Source organism: Bradyrhizobium sp. USDA 3364 (assembly GCF_054056355.1).
In genome coordinates this window covers 2,151,367-2,166,706 of the sequence record NZ_JBSRYG010000002.1, presented here as the reverse complement: position 1 = coordinate 2,166,706, position 15,340 = coordinate 2,151,367, and the positions used below count along the sequence as shown (strand labels likewise).

At 65.5% G+C, this 15,340-nt stretch carries 14 protein-coding genes; 3 read left to right on the top strand and 11 right to left on the bottom strand.

Features of this window, described 5'->3' with window-relative positions; all coding sequences use genetic code 11:
• Positions 1–7: 7 nt before the first annotated feature.
• Both ACVILL_RS10095 and ACVILL_RS10090 read right to left on the bottom strand, forming a co-directional pair.
• Positions 8–502, bottom strand: coding sequence for a VOC family protein (locus ACVILL_RS10095; RefSeq protein ID WP_456728919.1), 495 nt, complete (start codon positions 500–502; stop codon positions 8–10).
• 131 nt (positions 503–633) lie between these two features.
• Positions 634–1,179 (bottom strand): carboxymuconolactone decarboxylase family protein, encoded by a 546-nt coding sequence (locus tag ACVILL_RS10090; RefSeq protein WP_194457984.1) that lies wholly within the window; start codon positions 1,177–1,179, stop codon positions 634–636.
• A gap of 168 nt (positions 1,180–1,347) precedes the next feature.
• Between ACVILL_RS10090 and ACVILL_RS10085 the strand changes: the two genes are divergently transcribed.
• Both ACVILL_RS10085 and ACVILL_RS10080 read left to right on the top strand, forming a co-directional pair.
• On the top strand, positions 1,348–2,532 hold the full coding sequence (locus tag ACVILL_RS10085) for an acyl-CoA dehydrogenase family protein (RefSeq protein ID WP_456728918.1): 1,185 nt from the start codon (positions 1,348–1,350) through the stop codon (positions 2,530–2,532).
• Between the two features lie 149 nt (positions 2,533–2,681).
• A complete protein-coding gene (locus ACVILL_RS10080) occupies positions 2,682–3,821 on the top strand; it encodes an acyl-CoA dehydrogenase family protein (protein WP_456728917.1) in 1,140 nt (379 codons plus the stop codon).
• Positions 3,822–4,091: 270 nt separating this feature from the next.
• On the opposite strand, the gene ACVILL_RS10075 is transcribed toward ACVILL_RS10080, so the two are convergent.
• The 9 genes from ACVILL_RS10075 to ACVILL_RS10035 all read right to left on the bottom strand — a co-directional run bounded on the left by ACVILL_RS10075 (position 4,092) and on the right by ACVILL_RS10035 (position 12,336).
• The gene (locus tag ACVILL_RS10075; RefSeq protein ID WP_456728916.1) at positions 4,092–5,129 is read right to left on the bottom strand and encodes an amino acid ABC transporter substrate-binding protein; all 1,038 of its coding nucleotides are present in this window, start codon (positions 5,127–5,129) and stop codon (positions 4,092–4,094) included.
• A gap of 66 nt (positions 5,130–5,195) precedes the next feature.
• Positions 5,196–5,789: a L,D-transpeptidase gene (locus tag ACVILL_RS10070; protein ID WP_456728915.1), complete on the bottom strand. Its 594-nt coding sequence runs from the start codon at positions 5,787–5,789 to the stop codon at positions 5,196–5,198.
• A 170-nt stretch (positions 5,790–5,959) separates the two neighbouring features.
• Positions 5,960–6,088, bottom strand: a complete 129-nt coding sequence (locus ACVILL_RS10065) for a DUF2474 domain-containing protein (RefSeq protein WP_456728914.1) — start codon at positions 6,086–6,088, stop codon at positions 5,960–5,962.
• Positions 6,088–7,089, bottom strand: coding sequence for a cytochrome d ubiquinol oxidase subunit II (gene cydB / locus ACVILL_RS10060; protein ID WP_456728913.1), 1,002 nt, complete (start codon positions 7,087–7,089; stop codon positions 6,088–6,090). Before cydB ends, ACVILL_RS10065 begins: the two co-directional genes overlap by 1 nt.
• Positions 7,086–8,495 (bottom strand): cytochrome ubiquinol oxidase subunit I, encoded by a 1,410-nt coding sequence (locus ACVILL_RS10055; RefSeq protein ID WP_456728912.1) that lies wholly within the window; start codon positions 8,493–8,495, stop codon positions 7,086–7,088. Before ACVILL_RS10055 ends, cydB begins: the two co-directional genes overlap by 4 nt.
• A gap of 163 nt (positions 8,496–8,658) precedes the next feature.
• Positions 8,659–9,237 (bottom strand): redoxin domain-containing protein, encoded by a 579-nt coding sequence (locus ACVILL_RS10050; RefSeq protein ID WP_456728911.1) that lies wholly within the window; start codon positions 9,235–9,237, stop codon positions 8,659–8,661.
• Between the two features lie 17 nt (positions 9,238–9,254).
• On the bottom strand, positions 9,255–10,010 hold the full coding sequence (locus ACVILL_RS10045; protein ID WP_456734225.1) for a cytochrome c biogenesis CcdA family protein: 756 nt from the start codon (positions 10,008–10,010) through the stop codon (positions 9,255–9,257).
• Positions 10,011–10,422: 412 nt separating this feature from the next.
• Positions 10,423–11,034, bottom strand: coding sequence for a sigma-70 family RNA polymerase sigma factor (locus tag ACVILL_RS10040; RefSeq protein WP_456728910.1), 612 nt, complete (start codon positions 11,032–11,034; stop codon positions 10,423–10,425).
• Positions 11,035–11,268: 234 nt separating this feature from the next.
• Positions 11,269–12,336: an acyltransferase family protein gene (locus tag ACVILL_RS10035; protein WP_456728909.1), complete on the bottom strand. Its 1,068-nt coding sequence runs from the start codon at positions 12,334–12,336 to the stop codon at positions 11,269–11,271.
• 205 nt (positions 12,337–12,541) lie between these two features.
• On the opposite strand from ACVILL_RS10035, the gene hrpB reads away from it, so the two are divergent.
• Positions 12,542–15,076: an ATP-dependent helicase HrpB gene (gene hrpB / locus ACVILL_RS10030; protein WP_456728908.1), complete on the top strand. Its 2,535-nt coding sequence runs from the start codon at positions 12,542–12,544 to the stop codon at positions 15,074–15,076.
• Positions 15,077–15,340 lie beyond the last annotated feature (264 nt).

Genomic DNA, 15,340 nt, shown 5'->3' with positions numbered 1-15,340 from the left:
TATGGAATTACGCTGCCCGCTGCTTCAACAGATCGTCGAGGTCCAGCCGCCGCGTGAACATCGCAAGCTTGCCGTCCGCGCTGCGCGGCCATTCGGCTTGGGGCCGGTCCCAGTAGAGCTCGACGCCGTTCTCGTCGGGATCGCGCAGATAGAGCGCCTGGCTGACGCCGTGGTCGCTGGCGCCGTCGAGCCGGATGCCGGCCGACAGCACACGGTGCAGCGCGTCCGCGAGTGCCGGGCGGGTCGGATAAAGGATGGCGGTGTGGAACAGGCCGGTGGTGCCTGATGGCGGCGGGTGGCCGCCCTTGCTCTCCCAGGTGTTGAGGCCGATGTGGTGGTGATAGCCGCCGGCCGAGATGAAGGCCGCGTCCGCGCCCATCCGTTGCTGCAGCTCGAAGCCGAGCACGCCGCAATAGAAGCCGAGCGCGCGCTCGAGATCGGCGACCTTGAGATGGACATGCCCGATCCGCGTGCCCGCGATGATGGGAGGATTTTGCGGCATAGTCCGGCTCCGTTCGGGTCAGCGCCCTGCGTCGGGCAAGGCTTCTGCCGTTGATATAGTCCGGATTTGCCGGGGCCGGAGCGATCCATCCGGAAACGCAGCGTTTCCGGATGACGCCACGGCCGGCGGGTCTAGCAGAGCTCCGACAGCTCGCCGCCGGGCAGCTGGAACTCGAACGTGTTCAGCGTCATCGACACCATCGTGTAATAGCCGCAGAGGCCGATCACCTCGACCAGGCCGCGTTGGCTCAGCACCTCGACCGCCTCGTCATAGAGCCCCTTCGGCAGGCCGTGACCTTCGTGCAGTGCCTTGGCGACGTCGTAGATCACCCTCGCCTTGGGATCGTCGAAGCTCGGCGTCCGGCGCACGCGAATGTCCTCGATGATCTTCGGGTCGAGGCCGCCCTTCAGCGCGAGGCGCTTGTGGGCATACCATTCGTAATGCGCGGTCCAGTGCCGCGCGGTGACGAGGATCGCGATCTCCGACAGTTTTGGCGGAAAGATCGTGTCGAAGCGCAGCACCTCGCCGAGCCGGGTGGCGTGCCGCGCCATCTCCGGGCTGTTCAGCCAGGCCATCATCGGCGCCGGTGGCGCGCCGCGCTTGCCGGCGATCGACTCGTCGTAGGTTTCTTTCTGGGCGGCGTTCATTTCGCTAGGCGAAAGCAGCTTCAGCCGCATGTCCGTTTCCTCTTGTTTTTCAATCGTTACCCCATCTCGGCGATACACCCGATCGCGCAACGTGAGTAGCGACGCCAGAGCATGGCGCGGCCGCGAGGCATATTGAATTCGGCGGCTGCGTAGGTCTAAGGTCGAATCCAATTGATTGATTTTGACTGGAAACGCACCATGGCTGACCTTGAGAAATTCCGCGCAGAGACCCGCGCCTGGCTGGAGCAGAACTGCCCGGCGGAGATGCGTAAGCCGATGACCTCGGATGGCGACACCTTCTGGGGTGGCCGCAACACGAAATTCTCCTCCGAAGCGCAGCGCGTCTGGTTCGAGCGCATGCGCGACAAGGGCTGGACCGTGCCGCATTGGCCGAAGGAATATGGCGGCGGGGGCCTCGACGGCGAGGAAGCCAAGATCGTGCGCCAGGAGATGGCTGCCATCGGCGCGCGGGCGCCGCTGACCTCGTTCGGCATCTCGATGCTCGGACCGGCGCTGTTGAAATACGGCACCGAGGAGCAGAAGAAGGAGCACCTGCCGAAGATCACCGCGGGCCTGATCCGCTGGTGCCAGGGCTATTCCGAGCCGAACGCCGGCTCCGACCTCGCCTCGCTGCAGACCCGCGCGGTCGGCGACGGCGACGACTACATCATCAACGGCCAGAAAATCTGGACCTCCTACGCCAACTATGCCGACTGGATCTTCTGCCTGGTGCGCACTGATCCCGCGGCCAAGAAGCACGACGGCATCAGCTTCATTCTCTTCGACATGACGTCGAAGGGTGTGTCGACAAAACCGATTCTGCTGATCTCCGGCTATTCGCCGTTCTGTGAGACCTTCTTCGACAATGTCCGCGTGCCGAAGTCGCATGTCGTCGGCACCGTCAATCGCGGCTGGGATGTCGCGAAATACCTGCTGCAGCACGAGCGCGCGATGATCTCGGGCATGGGCGAGCGCGGCGTCGGCCGTCCGCTCGGCCAGATCGCGGCCGACTCGATCGGGGCGGATCCGCAGGGCAAGCTCGACGACGCGCAGCTGCGCAGCCAGATCGCGAGCTTCGAGGTCGACGAGGCCGCGCTTGCCGCGGCCGCGGAGCGCGCGGTCGATCTCGCCAAGGCCGGGCAGTCGCATCCGGCGTTCTCGTCGGCGATGAAATATTACGGCACCGAGCTCAACAAGCGCCGCTACGAGATCCTGATGTCGGCCGGCGGCATCGACGCGCTGGAATGGGAGAGCGACCGCTCCCGGGGCGGCGCGCGCCCGCGTGCCTGGCTGCGCACCAAGGCCAACTCGATCGAGGGCGGCACCTCGGAGGTGATGCTCGGCATCGTCGCCAAGCGCATCCTCGATCTGCCGGGGGCGTGATTGTAATCCCTCATCCTGAGGAGCGCGGAACGCGCGTCTCGAAGGATGAGGCCACGACATCGGCCCCATGGTTCGAGACGGCGCTGGCACGCCTCCTCACCATGAGGGTCAAAAGTTAACTCGATGAGATAATGTAACGGAATCCATCCATGGCCCTCGTCCTCACCGAAGAACAATCCATGCTGCGCGACAGTGCGCGCGGTCTCATCAGCGACAAGGCGCCGGTGGCGCATCTGCGCGGCCTGCGCGATGCCAAGGACACCACCGGCTTCTCGCGCGAGCTGTGGAAGACCTTTGCCGAGATGGGCTTCTCCGGCCTGCTGGTGCCGGACCAGTTCGGCGGCAGCGGGCTCGGCTGCGTCGAGGCCGGCATCGTCATGGAGGAGATCGGCCGCACCTTGATGCCGTCGCCATTCCTCGCGACCTCGGTGCTTGCGGCCTCGGCGCTTTCGCGCGGCGGCAGCGAGGCGCAGAAGGCGCAGCATCTGCCGAAGATTGCCGACGGCTCGCTGCTGGCAGCGCTGGCGATCGACGAGGGCGCGAAGCATCGCCCGCTGCAGACCAAACTGCAGGCGACGCGCGCAGGCAACGGCTTCAGGCTGTCGGGCGACAAGGCCTTCGTGGTCGACGGCCACACCGCCGACCTGCTGATCGTCGCGGCGCGCACGGCCGGCAGCGCCGGCGACAAGAACGGGCTGACGCTGTTCCTGGTCGATCCCAAGGCGAAGGGGCTCGCGGTCGAGCGTACCGCGATGGTCGATTCGCACAACGCGGCGCGCATCGTGTTCGACAATGTCGAGGTCAATGCCGACAGCGTGCTCGGCGAGGTCGATCAGGGTTTTGCGCTGCTCGAGGGCGTGCTCAATATCGGCCGCGGCGCGGTCGCGTCCGAAATGGTCGGCCTCTCCGACGAGGTGTTCGGCCGCACCCTGACCTACCTGAAGGAGCGCAAGCAGTTCGGCAAGGCGATCGGTGAATTCCAGGCGCTGCAGCACCGCGCCGCGCAGCTCTACATCGATATCGAGATCACCCGCGCCGCGGTGTTGAAGGCGTTGCAGGCGCTCGATGCCGACATCGAGAAGGCCGCCACCGCGGTCGCGGTGGCCAAGGCGCGCGCCGGCACCACGGCGACGCTGGCCGTGCAGGAGGGCGTGCAGATGCACGGCGGCATGGGCATGACCGACCAGTTCGACATCGGCTTCTTCATGAAGCGCGCCCGCGTCTGCCAGGAACTGCTCGGCGACAGCAATTACCACACCGACCAGCTGGCGAGCGGCAAGGGCTACTGAGCCGGCCATCATCGTCGCCACGTCTGTTGTCGCTACGCAAAACCGTCATCGCCCGCTCGAACGGGCGATCCAGTATTCCAGAGACAGTGGTGCTTGAGCCGAGAAGCCGCGGCGTACTGGATCGCCCGCTTTCGCGGGTGATGACAGCCGAGGATGTGGTGGCTTGAGTAGTCCGTCATTTGCGAGCGAAGCGAAGCAATCCATCTCGCCGCTCGTGGCAGCATGGATTGCTTCGTCGCTAGCGCTCCTCGCAATGACGCCGGAGAAAGATCACCGGATCGGCGGTGCGTATTGCACGCCGCCGGCGTTCCAGAGCTGGTTCATGCCGCGCGGGATCTTCAGCTTGGAATCGGCGCCGACGTTGCGGTCATAGACCTCGCCGTAATTGCCGACGTGGCGGATGATGCGCGCCGCCCAGTCCTTGGTCAGGCCGAGATCCTCGCCGTAGGAGCCCTCGGTGCCGACCAGCCGCATCACTTCCGGCTTCTTCGACTTCAGCGCCTCGTCGATGTTCTTCGAGGTGATGCCGAGTTCTTCCGCGTTGATCATGGCGTAGAGCGTCCACTTCACGATCATCATCCAGTCGTCGTCGCGCTGCCGCACCACCGGCGCCAGCGGCTCCTTGGAGATGATGTCGGCCAGGATGATGTTGTCGTTCGGCTTGGAGAGGTTGAGCCGCAGCGCGTAGAGCTGCGAGGCGTCCGAGGTCAGCGTGTCGCACTGGCCGGTGTCATAGGCCTTCACGACATCGTCGAGCTTGTCGAACTTCATCTCCGTGTACTTCATGTTGTTGGCACGGAAATAGTCGGCGAGGTTGAGCTGCGTCGTGGTGTTGGCCTGCACGCAGACCTTGCTGCCGTTCAGATCGAGCGCGGAATCGATGTTGCGCGAGCGCGGGATCATGAACCCCTGGCCGTCATAATAGGCGACCGCCGGGAAATAGAGATCGTAATTGACCTCGCGCGACATGCTCCAGGTGGAGTTGCGCGAGAGGATGTCGACCTTGCGGTTCTGCAGCTCCTTGAAGCGCTCGCTGGCGTCGAGCGGAACGAACTTCGCCTTCGACGGATCGTCGAAGATCGCCGAGGCCACGGCGCGGCAGAAATCGACGTCGAAGCCGGTCCAGTTGCCCTTGTCGTCCGGGATCGAGAAGCCCGGCAGGCCCTTGTTGACGCCGCACAGCACGTCGCCGCGGCGGACGGTGCGCTTCAGCGTGCGGGTGTCGTAACGCTCATAGGTGATGGCGGCGGCCGCAACCAGCGCGGCGACCGCGAGCCCGATCGTCAGGCCGCCTCGAAATGTACGCATGGGTTCTCTCTCGCGAAGGATCGGGGGAAATCAGGATGGATATCGAAGGCGGGTCGAGCGTAGAGATCAGAGTTCGGGCTTCTGCCGGATGATCACCTTGGTGCCGACGGGAACGCGGCTGTAGAGATCGGCGACGTCGGCATTGACCAGTCGGAAGCAGCCGGACGAGATCGCGGTGCCGATGGTGTCGGGCCGGTTGGTGCCGTGGATGCGGTAGACGGTGGTGCCCAAATACATCGCGCGCGCGCCGAGCGGATTGCCGGGGCCGCCGGCCATGAAGCGCGGCAGATAGGGCTGGCGGGCGATCATTTCCGGCGGCGGTACCCAATCCGGCCACTCGGCCTTGCGGGTGATGGTCACCAGGCCCTGCCACTGAAAGCCGTCGCGGCCGACGCCGATGCCGTAGCGGAGCGCGCGGCCGTTGCCTTGCACGAGGTAGAGATGGCGTTCGGCGGTGGAGACGATGATGGTGCCCGGCGCCTCATTGGTCCGGTAGTACACCACCTGCTTCTGCCATTCCGGGTCGAGCTGGTAGCCGTCGTCGGCGATCAGGCCGGGCTCGTCGGCGTCCGGGCGGCTCTGGGCGAAGCCTTGCGATGTCGACAGCACGAGAGCGCCCGTGGCGACCAACGTCCAGACCAGGTGACGAAGTTTCGTCATACAAAGCTCTCCTTGTTGGCGCGGGGCCAATTGGTTGCTCCACCCAAATCACGGTGACCATCAAATCTCAGCGGCAGGTTGATGGCAAGTTTAGGGCGGGCGTCACACTATATCACTGTAATGCTTCTGTTTTTTGTCATTGAGGGCGGAGGCGCGCCAAGCTGCCGGCCTTATTTCGGCGCGATCCAGAGTCGCAAGGCGAACGAGATCAGCGCCACCGTGCCGACGCCGCCAAGCCAGAGCACTACAAACCACAGCAGGCGCTGCCCAAGCGGCCGCTGATTCGGATGGGGTCGCATCAGTGGTATCCGTGGCCGGGGCGCACCTTGCCGCGGAACACCCAATAGGCCCAGGCGGTGTAGCCGAGGATCAGCGGCACCAGGATCGAGACCCCGACCAGCATGAAGATCTGGCTGTTGGCAGGCGCCGCCGCCTGCCAGATCGTGATGCTCTGCGGCACGATGTAGGGGTACATGCTGATGCCGAGCCCGGCATAGGACAGGGCGAATAGCGCCAGCGTCAGGAAGAACGGCTGGTGGTCGTACCGGTTGCTGAGCGCGCGCAGCAGCAGCGCGGTGACGGCGGCGACCGCGATCGGCACCGGCGCGGTGAGGATGATGTTGGGCCAGGCGAACCAGCGCTCTGTGTACTGCACGCTCAGGAACGGCGTCGCGATGCTGACGGCGCCGATCGCGCACAGCATCGCGACCAGCAAGATCCAGCTCAGATGATAGGCGCGGTCGCGCAACTCGCCCTCGGTCTTCATCACCAGCCAGGTCGCGCCCAGCAGCGCGTAGCCGATCACCAGCGCGATGCCGGTCAGCACGCTGAACGGTGTCAGCCAATCCCACCAGCCGCCGGCATAGTGACGTCCCTCGACATGGATGCCCTGCAGGATGGCGCCGAGCGCGACCCCCTGCGCCAGCGAGGCGACCAGCGAGCCGCCGGTGAAGGCGAGATCCCATTTGTTGCGCGCCTTCTGGGTCCGCCAGCGGAATTCGAAGGCGACGCCGCGGAACACGAGGCCGAGCAGCATCGCGATGACAGGCGTGTAGAGCGCCGGCATCAGCACCGCATAGGCCAGCGGGAACGCCGCCATCATGCCGCCGCCGCCGAGCACCAGCCAGGTCTCGTTGCCGTCCCACACCGGCGCCACCGTGTTCATGATGACGTCGCGGTCGGCCTTCTGCGGAAACAGCGGAAACAGGATGCCGAGGCCGAGATCGAAGCCGTCCATCACGACATAGACGAACACCGCAAAGGCGATGATGAAGGCCCAGATGATGGCGAGATCGATCATCGCACGGCCTCCACGGCAGCAGAACCTGCGGCCGGCGTGATGCCGGCGGCTCGGGCGGGAAGGTCCTTGGTCGGGCCCAGCTCGCCGGGATGCGGCGGCTGCGCCATCAGCCGCAGGATATAGATCACGCCCGCGGTGAACACGGCGAAATAGACGATGATGAAGGCGATCAGCGACGAGCCGACCGCCGGCGCCGCCAGCGGCGACGCTGAATCCGCCGTGCGCAACAGGCCATAGACGGTGAACGGTTGCCGCCCGGTCTCCGTGGTGATCCAGCCGGCGAGCACCGCGATGAAGCCGGCCGGGCCCATCAGCACCGCGAATCTGTGCAGTAGCTGCGACTGGTACAGCTTTCCGCGCCAGCGCATCAGCAGGCTGAACAGGCCGAGCCCCAGGATCAGGAAGCCGAGCCCGACCATGATGCGGAACGCCCAGAAGGTGATCGGCACCGGCGGCCAGTTCTCGCGCGGCACGGTGTCGAGGCCGGCGAGCGGTGCGTCGAGCGAATGCTTCAGGATCAGCGACGACAGCTTCGGCACCTCGATCGCGTATTTCACCTTGGCATCACGCACGTCGGGCCAACCGAACAGGATCAGCGGCGCGCCGTCCTTGTGGCTCTGGAAGTGGCCTTCCATCGCCATCACCTTGGCGGGCTGGTGCTCCAGCGTGTTGAGGCCGTGCTGGTCGCCAGCAAGGATCTGGATCGGCGCCACCAGCGTCGCCATCCACATCGCCATCGAGAACATCACGCGCGCGCCGGCGAGATGCTGGTCGCGCAACAGATGCCAGGCGCCGACCGCGCCGACTACGAGCGAGGTGGTGAGATAGGCCGCCAGCACCATGTGCACGAGGCGATAGGGGAACGACGGATTGAAGATCACCTTGAGCCAGTCGGCGGCGACGAACTGGCCGTCGGCATTGACGGCATGGCCGGTCGGCGTCTGCATCCAGGAATTGGCCGACAGGATCCAGAACGCCGAGATCAGCGTGCCGATCGCGACCATCAGGGTCGCCACGAAATGCAGTCTGGGGCCGACGCGCGACAGTCCGAACAGCATCACGCCGAGGAAGCCGGCCTCGAGGAAGAATGCGGTCAGGACCTCATAGGCCATCATCGGGCCGATCACCGGCCCGGTCTTGTCGGCAAAGGACGACCAGTTGGTGCCGAACTGGTAGGACATCACGATGCCCGACACCACGCCCATGCCGAACGCGACCGCGAAGATCTTCAGCCAGTAATTGAACAGGTTGATGAAGACTTCGCGCTTGGTGATGAGCCACAGCGCTTCCAGCACCGCAAGATAGCTCGCAAGCCCGATCGAGAATGCGGGAAACACGATGTGGAACGACATCGTGAAAGCGAATTGCGCGCGGGCGAGTACGACCGCATCCCAACCTTCGAACATCACGCACCATCCATTGCCAGTGCTCTGGGGCGCGATCCGGTGACAGCGTGCGCTCTCGGGATCGCGTCGTCCCCGGCGATGAGCCTATCACGGCGGGGATGACGGCAATACAGGGCGGATTGTCTACATCATGCGGTCCGATGCAACCGCATGATGCCGTGCTTTAGCTGTTGGCGTTGAGCAATCGCGCGACGGTGCGGTCGATCTCGTCATAGCGACCCTCGCCGGCATGCTGGAAGACGATCTTGCCGTTCTGGTCGATGATGTACTGCGCCGGCCAATACTGGTTGCCGTAGGCGTTCCAGGTCTGCGAATTGTTGTCCTGCGCCACCGGATAGACGATGCCGTGCCGCTTCAGTGCGGCCTGCACGTTGGTGGCCGAATGCTCGAACGGGAATTCCGGCGTGTGGACCCCGATCACGACGAGGCCGCGATCCCGGTACTTTGAATAAAGTTCGGTGACGTGCGGCAGCGTGTTGACGCAGTTGACGCAGCCATAGGTCCAGAAATCCACCAGCACGACCTTGCCGCGCAGGTCGGCGAGCTTCAGCGGCTGCGAGTTGAACCAGTTGCTGATGCCGACGAATTCGGGCGCGGTCTGGCTCTGCTCGGCGGTCATGGCGATCGCTCTCGGCACCGGTTGGGCCGGCGCGTCGGATTCGGTGCAGAGGCCGGGGATGACGGCGCCGCCGAGGCCAAGGCCTGCCACCAGAGCGGAAACGGCAATCAAGCGCAGGAACATCGATATCTCCTTATGGCTCACAGGCCGATCTGGCCGTTGGGATAGAACTGGGTCAGCCACGCCACGATCAGCGTGTCGTATTGCAGGTAGGACAGCGCGGCGAAGCCGATGATCACGACGCCGAAGCCCTGCTGGAGGCGCGGCGCGATCTGCGCCAGGCTGCGCACGCGGGTGGTGGCGGCCTGCCCGCCATAGGCAATGGCCAGCATCGGGATTGCGGCGCCGACCGCGTAGGTGACGAGTTGCAGGCTCGCCCACGCTGTGTCCTTCGAGGTCGCGACGACGGTCAGGATCGAGCCGAGCACCGGACCGGCGCAGGGTGTCCACACCAGTCCGAGCGTGGAGCCGAGCACGAAGCCGCCGAACAGGCTCTGCGACGGCGCGGCCTGGCCGATGCTGCCTTCTTGTTTGGACGCGTTTTCTCCACGCGAACCGGCATCCACTTCGCTCGAAAACGCTCTGGTAGCGCCGTTCAGCCGGATCGCCAGCCATTCGAACGGCGCCGGCCAGATCATCAGGAGGCCGAAGCCCGCGAGCAGGACCGCCGCGCCGGTCCGCAGCACATTGGGGTCGAAATCGAAGGCGCGCGTGATCGCGCTCAGCAGCAATGCCACCGCAGAGAATGACATCACGAAGCCAAGCGCGATCATCGCGGGCCGCGCCTTGCCGGTCTGGCCTATCGATACCCCGAGCAGGATCGGCAGCATCGGCAGGGTGCAAGGGGCGGCGACGGTGGCGACACCGGCAAGCAGGGCAAGCGCAAGGCTGAGCATCGTCATCCGTCCATCGGAAGTCCCGGCGCGCCAGAGGGCCGTGCCGGGTACGCCTGATGTTCTTCGTGATGACGGTCTGGCCGTTACTTTGGCGCGATCGCAGGCGCCGTCACGTCTGTGTGAGACGAGGCGTGTCGGCTTCACGGCGCCGCGCCAAAAACAGAGCGACCCGGCTGGGGGGCATCCCGGCCGGGTCGTTGGAGGTTACTTGGGAGGGTAGAACTTGGGAGGTTAGAACTCGGGTATCAAAACTTGGGTTGGGGGTTGCGTCGTTGGTTATGGGTATAGGGATCGCGTTTTTCCGGGTGATGTCGTCGATTATTTCAATTGTTTCGTCGCCTGACTTTTTCGGCTTCGTGGATAATTGCCCTAATCGATCGATATCAACGTAAATAATTGAGTTCGCAGTATTTTATGCCGCGACGCTGTCGACGCCGGCGCCCCGGAGGAGGTCGGCAAGCTGCTTGCGGGCATAGAACATGCGGGTCTTCACCGTGCTCTGCGGAATCCCGATGATCTGCCCGGCCTCCTCGACCGACTTCTCATGGTAGTAGACCAGATTGATGATCTCGCGGTGCGCCGGCGACAGCTTGGCCACGCAGGCGCGCAGGATCTCGCTGGTGGTGGCGCGATCGAGCGAGGTTTCCGGCGTATCGGCGCCGTCGGGGATCTCCAGCACGTCATCCTGGTCGATGTCCTCGTGCTTGCGCTGGCGCAGTGCGGTCAGCGCCTTGAAGCGGGCGATCGACAGCAGCCAGGTCGAGACCTGCGAGCGGCCCTCGAACTGGGCCGCGGTGCGCCAGACGTCCAGGAACACCTGGCTGACCAGGTCCTCGGCCATGGTGGTGTCGCGCACCATGCGGAGCACGAAGCGGTAGACCCGGACGTTGTGGCGGGCATAGAGCGTGTGCATCGAGGTGCGGTTATTCTTGGCGATACGCGCGAGCAGCATTTCATCCGAGGTCGCGCGAGTAGCATCGATATGCTCCGTGGCTGCAGAGTTGATGGCGATGACGTTCGGCATGACAGGCTCCCAGTTCGCCGTTGGGCGGCGGTTCGTTGGGAGAAAGCTAGTTACTGCCCGTTTCCGGATGTCTGCGCGAAAAGCGGAAAATGGTTTCGTGACCGGGAGAATTGTTTCGTTGCCGGCGGGACGACGAAACATTCGGGACCAAAAAACCAGTAATTTCAACGGGTGGAAAACTCAAATAGCCGGAATCACGCCTGTTGGAACGAATCCGCGCCATGACTTTTGGCACTATTCGGCCGCCTGCAAAGCGGTCGCTGCCTTTTTCGGGGCAATCCAGAACGCGTCGGGCCGTTCGAACAGGAAATTGGCCCGCGCCGCCAGCGTCAGCCGCCAGATCAGCAGCGAGCCGGCAACGCCGGCCGCGGTCACGATCAGCGAGACCATGCCGATGTCGGGGATGATGTCGAACCGCAGCAGAACCGTGCGTGTCGCGGCCATCGGCAGGAAGAAGGCCAGATAGATCACGATCGAGTGCTCGCCACAGAAGCGCAGGAAGCCGAGCCATTGCGCTCGCGCCAGCAGCGTGCCGGTCACGATGATCGCGCAGGCGCCGGCAAAGCCGAGCGCCAGCGACACGACCGGCCATTCGCTGACCCCGATCGCAACCAGGCCGCCATTGACCAGCGCCCACAGCCCGAGCCCGAGCAGGGCCAGCGCCGGCCGCGCCCGTGCGCGGTCCGACAGGCCGAACACGTAATCGGCCAGGACATAGCCGGTGTAGAAGTAGACGAAGCGGGAGCAGAACTCGTCGACGACGGTCCAGCCGGTCGCGACATGCGCGCTCTCCAGCACGGCCGCGACCAGCCAGATGACGAGCGGGTGGACATTGCGCGTGAGCTTGGTGACGACGAAGAAGATCGGCAGCAGATAGATGAACCACAGCGTGCCGAACGGCTCGATGAAGGATTCGAGATATTGTAGCCCGGTCTGGGCCCAGCCGTTCTCTGCGGCCAGCGACGGCGCCTTGAAGCCGAACTGGATCGTCACCCACAGCACGTAGAAATAGGCGAAGTGCATCACCTTGCGGTCGAGATAGGTGCGCCAGTCGCGGTCGATCACCACCGAGAGGAACAGTCCCGAGATCAGGAAGAAGTCCGGCATCCGGAACGGCTTGGCGAACATCACGACATAATGCATGAAGCCGGTCTGGTCGGCGGCCTTCTCGACCCCCAGCACCGAATGCATCATCACCACCATGATGATGCAGATGCCCTTGGCATAGTCGACCCAATCGACACGCGGGCCCGCGTTCCCGGCGGAACGATCTGTCGCGACTGCTGTGCCGTTTGTGGTCATCCCTGTCCTGTTTCGGCGTAATCGGGTCCATCATCGGCCCGATCGGTTGCTTTCTCCTTTATCAGTACAAGTGCTGTGCCATCGGACCCGGACCTTTCCACGGTTTCCTGTCACCGGCGAATGGTCTAAGAGGCCAAAGAATCCGAGAGGTTCGTTAACCATAGGACGCAGGTCGGCCGAGCGCCGTGGCCTGCGATAAGTTTCCTTGCCGCACCAATTCGATAGCCCGCTGCCGATCGACGCCGTGCTCGACGAACTCGACCGCACGCTCGATCGCCACAATGCCGCAGTGCTGGTCGCGCCGCCCGGCGCCGGCAAGACCACGCGCGTGCCGCTGGCGTTGCTCGATGCGCCCTGGGCTCGGGCTAAGAAGATCATCGTGCTGGAGCCGCGCCGGATCGCCGCACGCGCCAGTGCCGAGCGGATGGCGAAGACGCTTGGTGAGCGTCCCGGGGAGACCGTCGGCTATCGCGTGCGCTTCGGCTCGAAGGTGTCGCGCGCGACCCGGATCGAGGTCGTCACCGAGGGCATCTTCTCGCGCCAGATCCTCGACGATCCCGAGCTCGACGGCGTCGCCGCGGTGCTATTCGACGAATTCCACGAGCGCTCGCTCGATGCCGATCTCGGGCTCGCGCTGGCGCGCGATGCGCAAACCGGGCTGCGCGAGGATCTGCGCATCCTCGTGATGTCGGCCACGCTCGACGGCGCGCGCGTGGCAAGGCTGCTCGGCGATGCACCTGTGGTCGAGAGCGAGGGGCGCGCCTTTCCGGTCGAGACCCGTTATGTCGGCCGCAAGGTCGATGCGTCGGTGGAGCGGCAGATGGCCGAGACGATCGCGACGGCGCTGCGCGCCGATGCCGGCTCGGTGCTCGCCTTCCTGCCCGGCGCGGCCGAGATCCGCCGCACGCAAACCTTCCTCGCCGAGCGCGTGCACGACGCTTCGGTCGAGATCGTGCCGCTGTTCGGCGCGCTCGATGCCGGCGTGCAGGATCGCGCCATCGCGCCGGCGCCGAAGGGCACCCGCAAGGTGGTGCTGGCGACCTCGATCGCCGAGACCTCGCTGACCATCGAGGGCGTGCGCATCGTGGTCGATTCAGGCCTCGCACGGGTGCCGCGCTACGAGCCGGACATTGCGCTGACCCGGCTCGAGACCGTGCGCGCCTCGCGCGCCGCCGTCGATCAGCGGCGCGGCCGCGCCGGCCGCATCGAGCCCGGCGTCTGCTATCGTCTGTGGGACGAGCCGCAGACCGCATCGCTGCCGGCCTACACCGCGCCCGAAATCCTCTCCGCCGATCTGTCCTCGCTGGTGCTCGATCTCGCGCAATGGGGCGTCAGCGATCCCGGTAGCCTTGCCTTCCTCGATCCGCCGCCGGGGCCGGCGCTGAAGGAAGCGAAATCACTGCTGGGCGAACTCGGCGCGCTCGACGCGGACGGCCGCATCACCGAGGAGGGCAAGAGCCTGCGCGCGCTGGCGCTGCCGCCGCGGCTGGCGCGCATGATCGTGGATTCCGCCCGCTTCGGTGCGGGCGAGGAGGCGGCCGAGATCGCCGCCGTGCTGACCGAGCGCGGGCTCGGCGGCGACAGCGTCGATCTCGACGTCAGGCTCGACCAGTTCCGCCGCGACCGCTCGCAGCGTGCATCGAGCGCGCGCAGCATGGCCGCGCGCTGGGCTTCGCAGGTGGAGAGGCCTGAGAGATTTTCTTCTCCCTCCCCCCTTGTGGGGGAGGGCCGGGGAGGGGGGCCCGCAAAGGTGGTGTCTGCCGATGTCGGCGATCTCTCCACCGGCGTGATGCTGGCCTTCGCGTTTCCGGATCGCGTCGCCAGGAACCGCGGCAATGGCAGCTTCGTGCTGGCCAATGGCCGCGGTGCTGCGGTCGAGCAGACCGCGGCGCTGGCGCGGCTGCCCTATATCGCGGTCGCCGAACTGACCGGCACGGCGGCGAGCGGTCGCATCCTGCTGGCGGCGCCGATCACCCAGGAGGAGATCGAGCAGCGCTTTGCCGGCCAGATCGAGAACGTTGAGGAGGTGACGTTCGACCGCGGCGCGATGGCGCTGCGCGCCCGCCGCCGCCGTTCGCTACATGCGATCACGCTGTCGGAAGCGCCGATGCCGCTACAGCCGTCGGCCGAGACCGCGCGCGTGTTCGCCGACGGCCTGATCGCGGCCGGGCTCGACCGGCTGCCGTGGTCGAAGCATTCGAAGCAGTGGCGCGACCGCGTCATGTTCCTGCGCAGGGCCGAGGACGAGAGCTGGCCCGATCTGTCGGACGCGGCACTCGCCGCGCGCGCCGACGACTGGCTGGTACCCGCGCTCTACGACAAGACCGCGCTGAAGGATCTGTCCGCCGGTGACCTGTCGGACGCGCTGATGACGCTGCTGCCGTGGGAATTGCGCGCGCGGCTCGATCGCGAGGCGCCGACGCATTTCGAGGCGCCGACCGGAACGCAGCTTGCGATCGACTACGAGGCGGAGCAGGGCCCGACCATCGCGGTCCGGCTGCAGGAACTGTTCGGGCTCAACACCCATCCCTCGATCGCCAAGGGCGCGGTGCCGCTGGTGCTGGAACTGCTGTCGCCGGCGCAGCGCCCGGTGCAGGTGACGCGCGATCTGCCCGGCTTCTGGCGCGGCAGCTACGCCGCCGTCCGCTCCGACCTGCGCGGCCGCTATCCGCGCCATCCCTGGCCGGAAGATCCCGCCAGCGCGATGCCGACGCGACGCGTGAAACCGCGCGGCACCTGACGGGTCACGAATTTCATGCCGCCCCGTCATTGCGAGGAGCGATAGCGACGAAGCAATCCATGGCTCCGCGGGCGCGGAGGGATGGATTGCTTCGCGGAGCCTGTCATCGGGCGCGCGTTCGCGCGACCCGTTGGCTCGCAATGACGGGGCATAGATTCGCACCATCCGCGCCGGAGCGCTGGCAAGTGTCCGCCAACAGTGGTTAGATTTGCGCGCCGGGATCACGGGCTCGCAATCTGGGGAGACCGAGGTGGAGATCAAGAA

Excerpts from the sequence above, each read along its gene's own strand:
- ACVILL_RS10075 (WP_456728916.1), bottom strand. The coding sequence starts at position 5,129 with ATGCGTACATTTCGAGGCGGCCTGACGATCGGGCTCGCGGTCGCCGCG.
- ACVILL_RS10080 (WP_456728917.1), top strand. The coding sequence starts at position 2,682 with ATGGCCCTCGTCCTCACCGAAGAACAATCCATGCTGCGCGACAGTGCG.
- ACVILL_RS10045 (WP_456734225.1), bottom strand. The coding sequence starts at position 10,010 with ATGCTCAGCCTTGCGCTTGCCCTGCTTGCCGGTGTCGCCACCGTCGCC.
- cydB (WP_456728913.1), bottom strand. The coding sequence starts at position 7,089 with ATGATCGATCTCGCCATCATCTGGGCCTTCATCATCGCCTTTGCGGTG.
- ACVILL_RS10040 (WP_456728910.1), bottom strand. The coding sequence starts at position 11,034 with ATGCCGAACGTCATCGCCATCAACTCTGCAGCCACGGAGCATATCGAT.
- ACVILL_RS10055 (WP_456728912.1), bottom strand. The coding sequence starts at position 8,495 with ATGTTCGAAGGTTGGGATGCGGTCGTACTCGCCCGCGCGCAATTCGCT.
- ACVILL_RS10035 (WP_456728909.1), bottom strand. The coding sequence starts at position 12,336 with ATGACCACAAACGGCACAGCAGTCGCGACAGATCGTTCCGCCGGGAAC.
- ACVILL_RS10090 (WP_194457984.1), bottom strand. The coding sequence starts at position 1,179 with ATGCGGCTGAAGCTGCTTTCGCCTAGCGAAATGAACGCCGCCCAGAAA.
- ACVILL_RS10095 (WP_456728919.1), bottom strand. The coding sequence starts at position 502 with ATGCCGCAAAATCCTCCCATCATCGCGGGCACGCGGATCGGGCATGTC.
- ACVILL_RS10085 (WP_456728918.1), top strand. The coding sequence starts at position 1,348 with ATGGCTGACCTTGAGAAATTCCGCGCAGAGACCCGCGCCTGGCTGGAG.
- ACVILL_RS10065 (WP_456728914.1), bottom strand. The coding sequence starts at position 6,088 with ATGCGACCCCATCCGAATCAGCGGCCGCTTGGGCAGCGCCTGCTGTGG.
- ACVILL_RS10070 (WP_456728915.1), bottom strand. The coding sequence starts at position 5,789 with ATGACGAAACTTCGTCACCTGGTCTGGACGTTGGTCGCCACGGGCGCT.
- ACVILL_RS10050 (WP_456728911.1), bottom strand. The coding sequence starts at position 9,237 with ATGTTCCTGCGCTTGATTGCCGTTTCCGCTCTGGTGGCAGGCCTTGGC.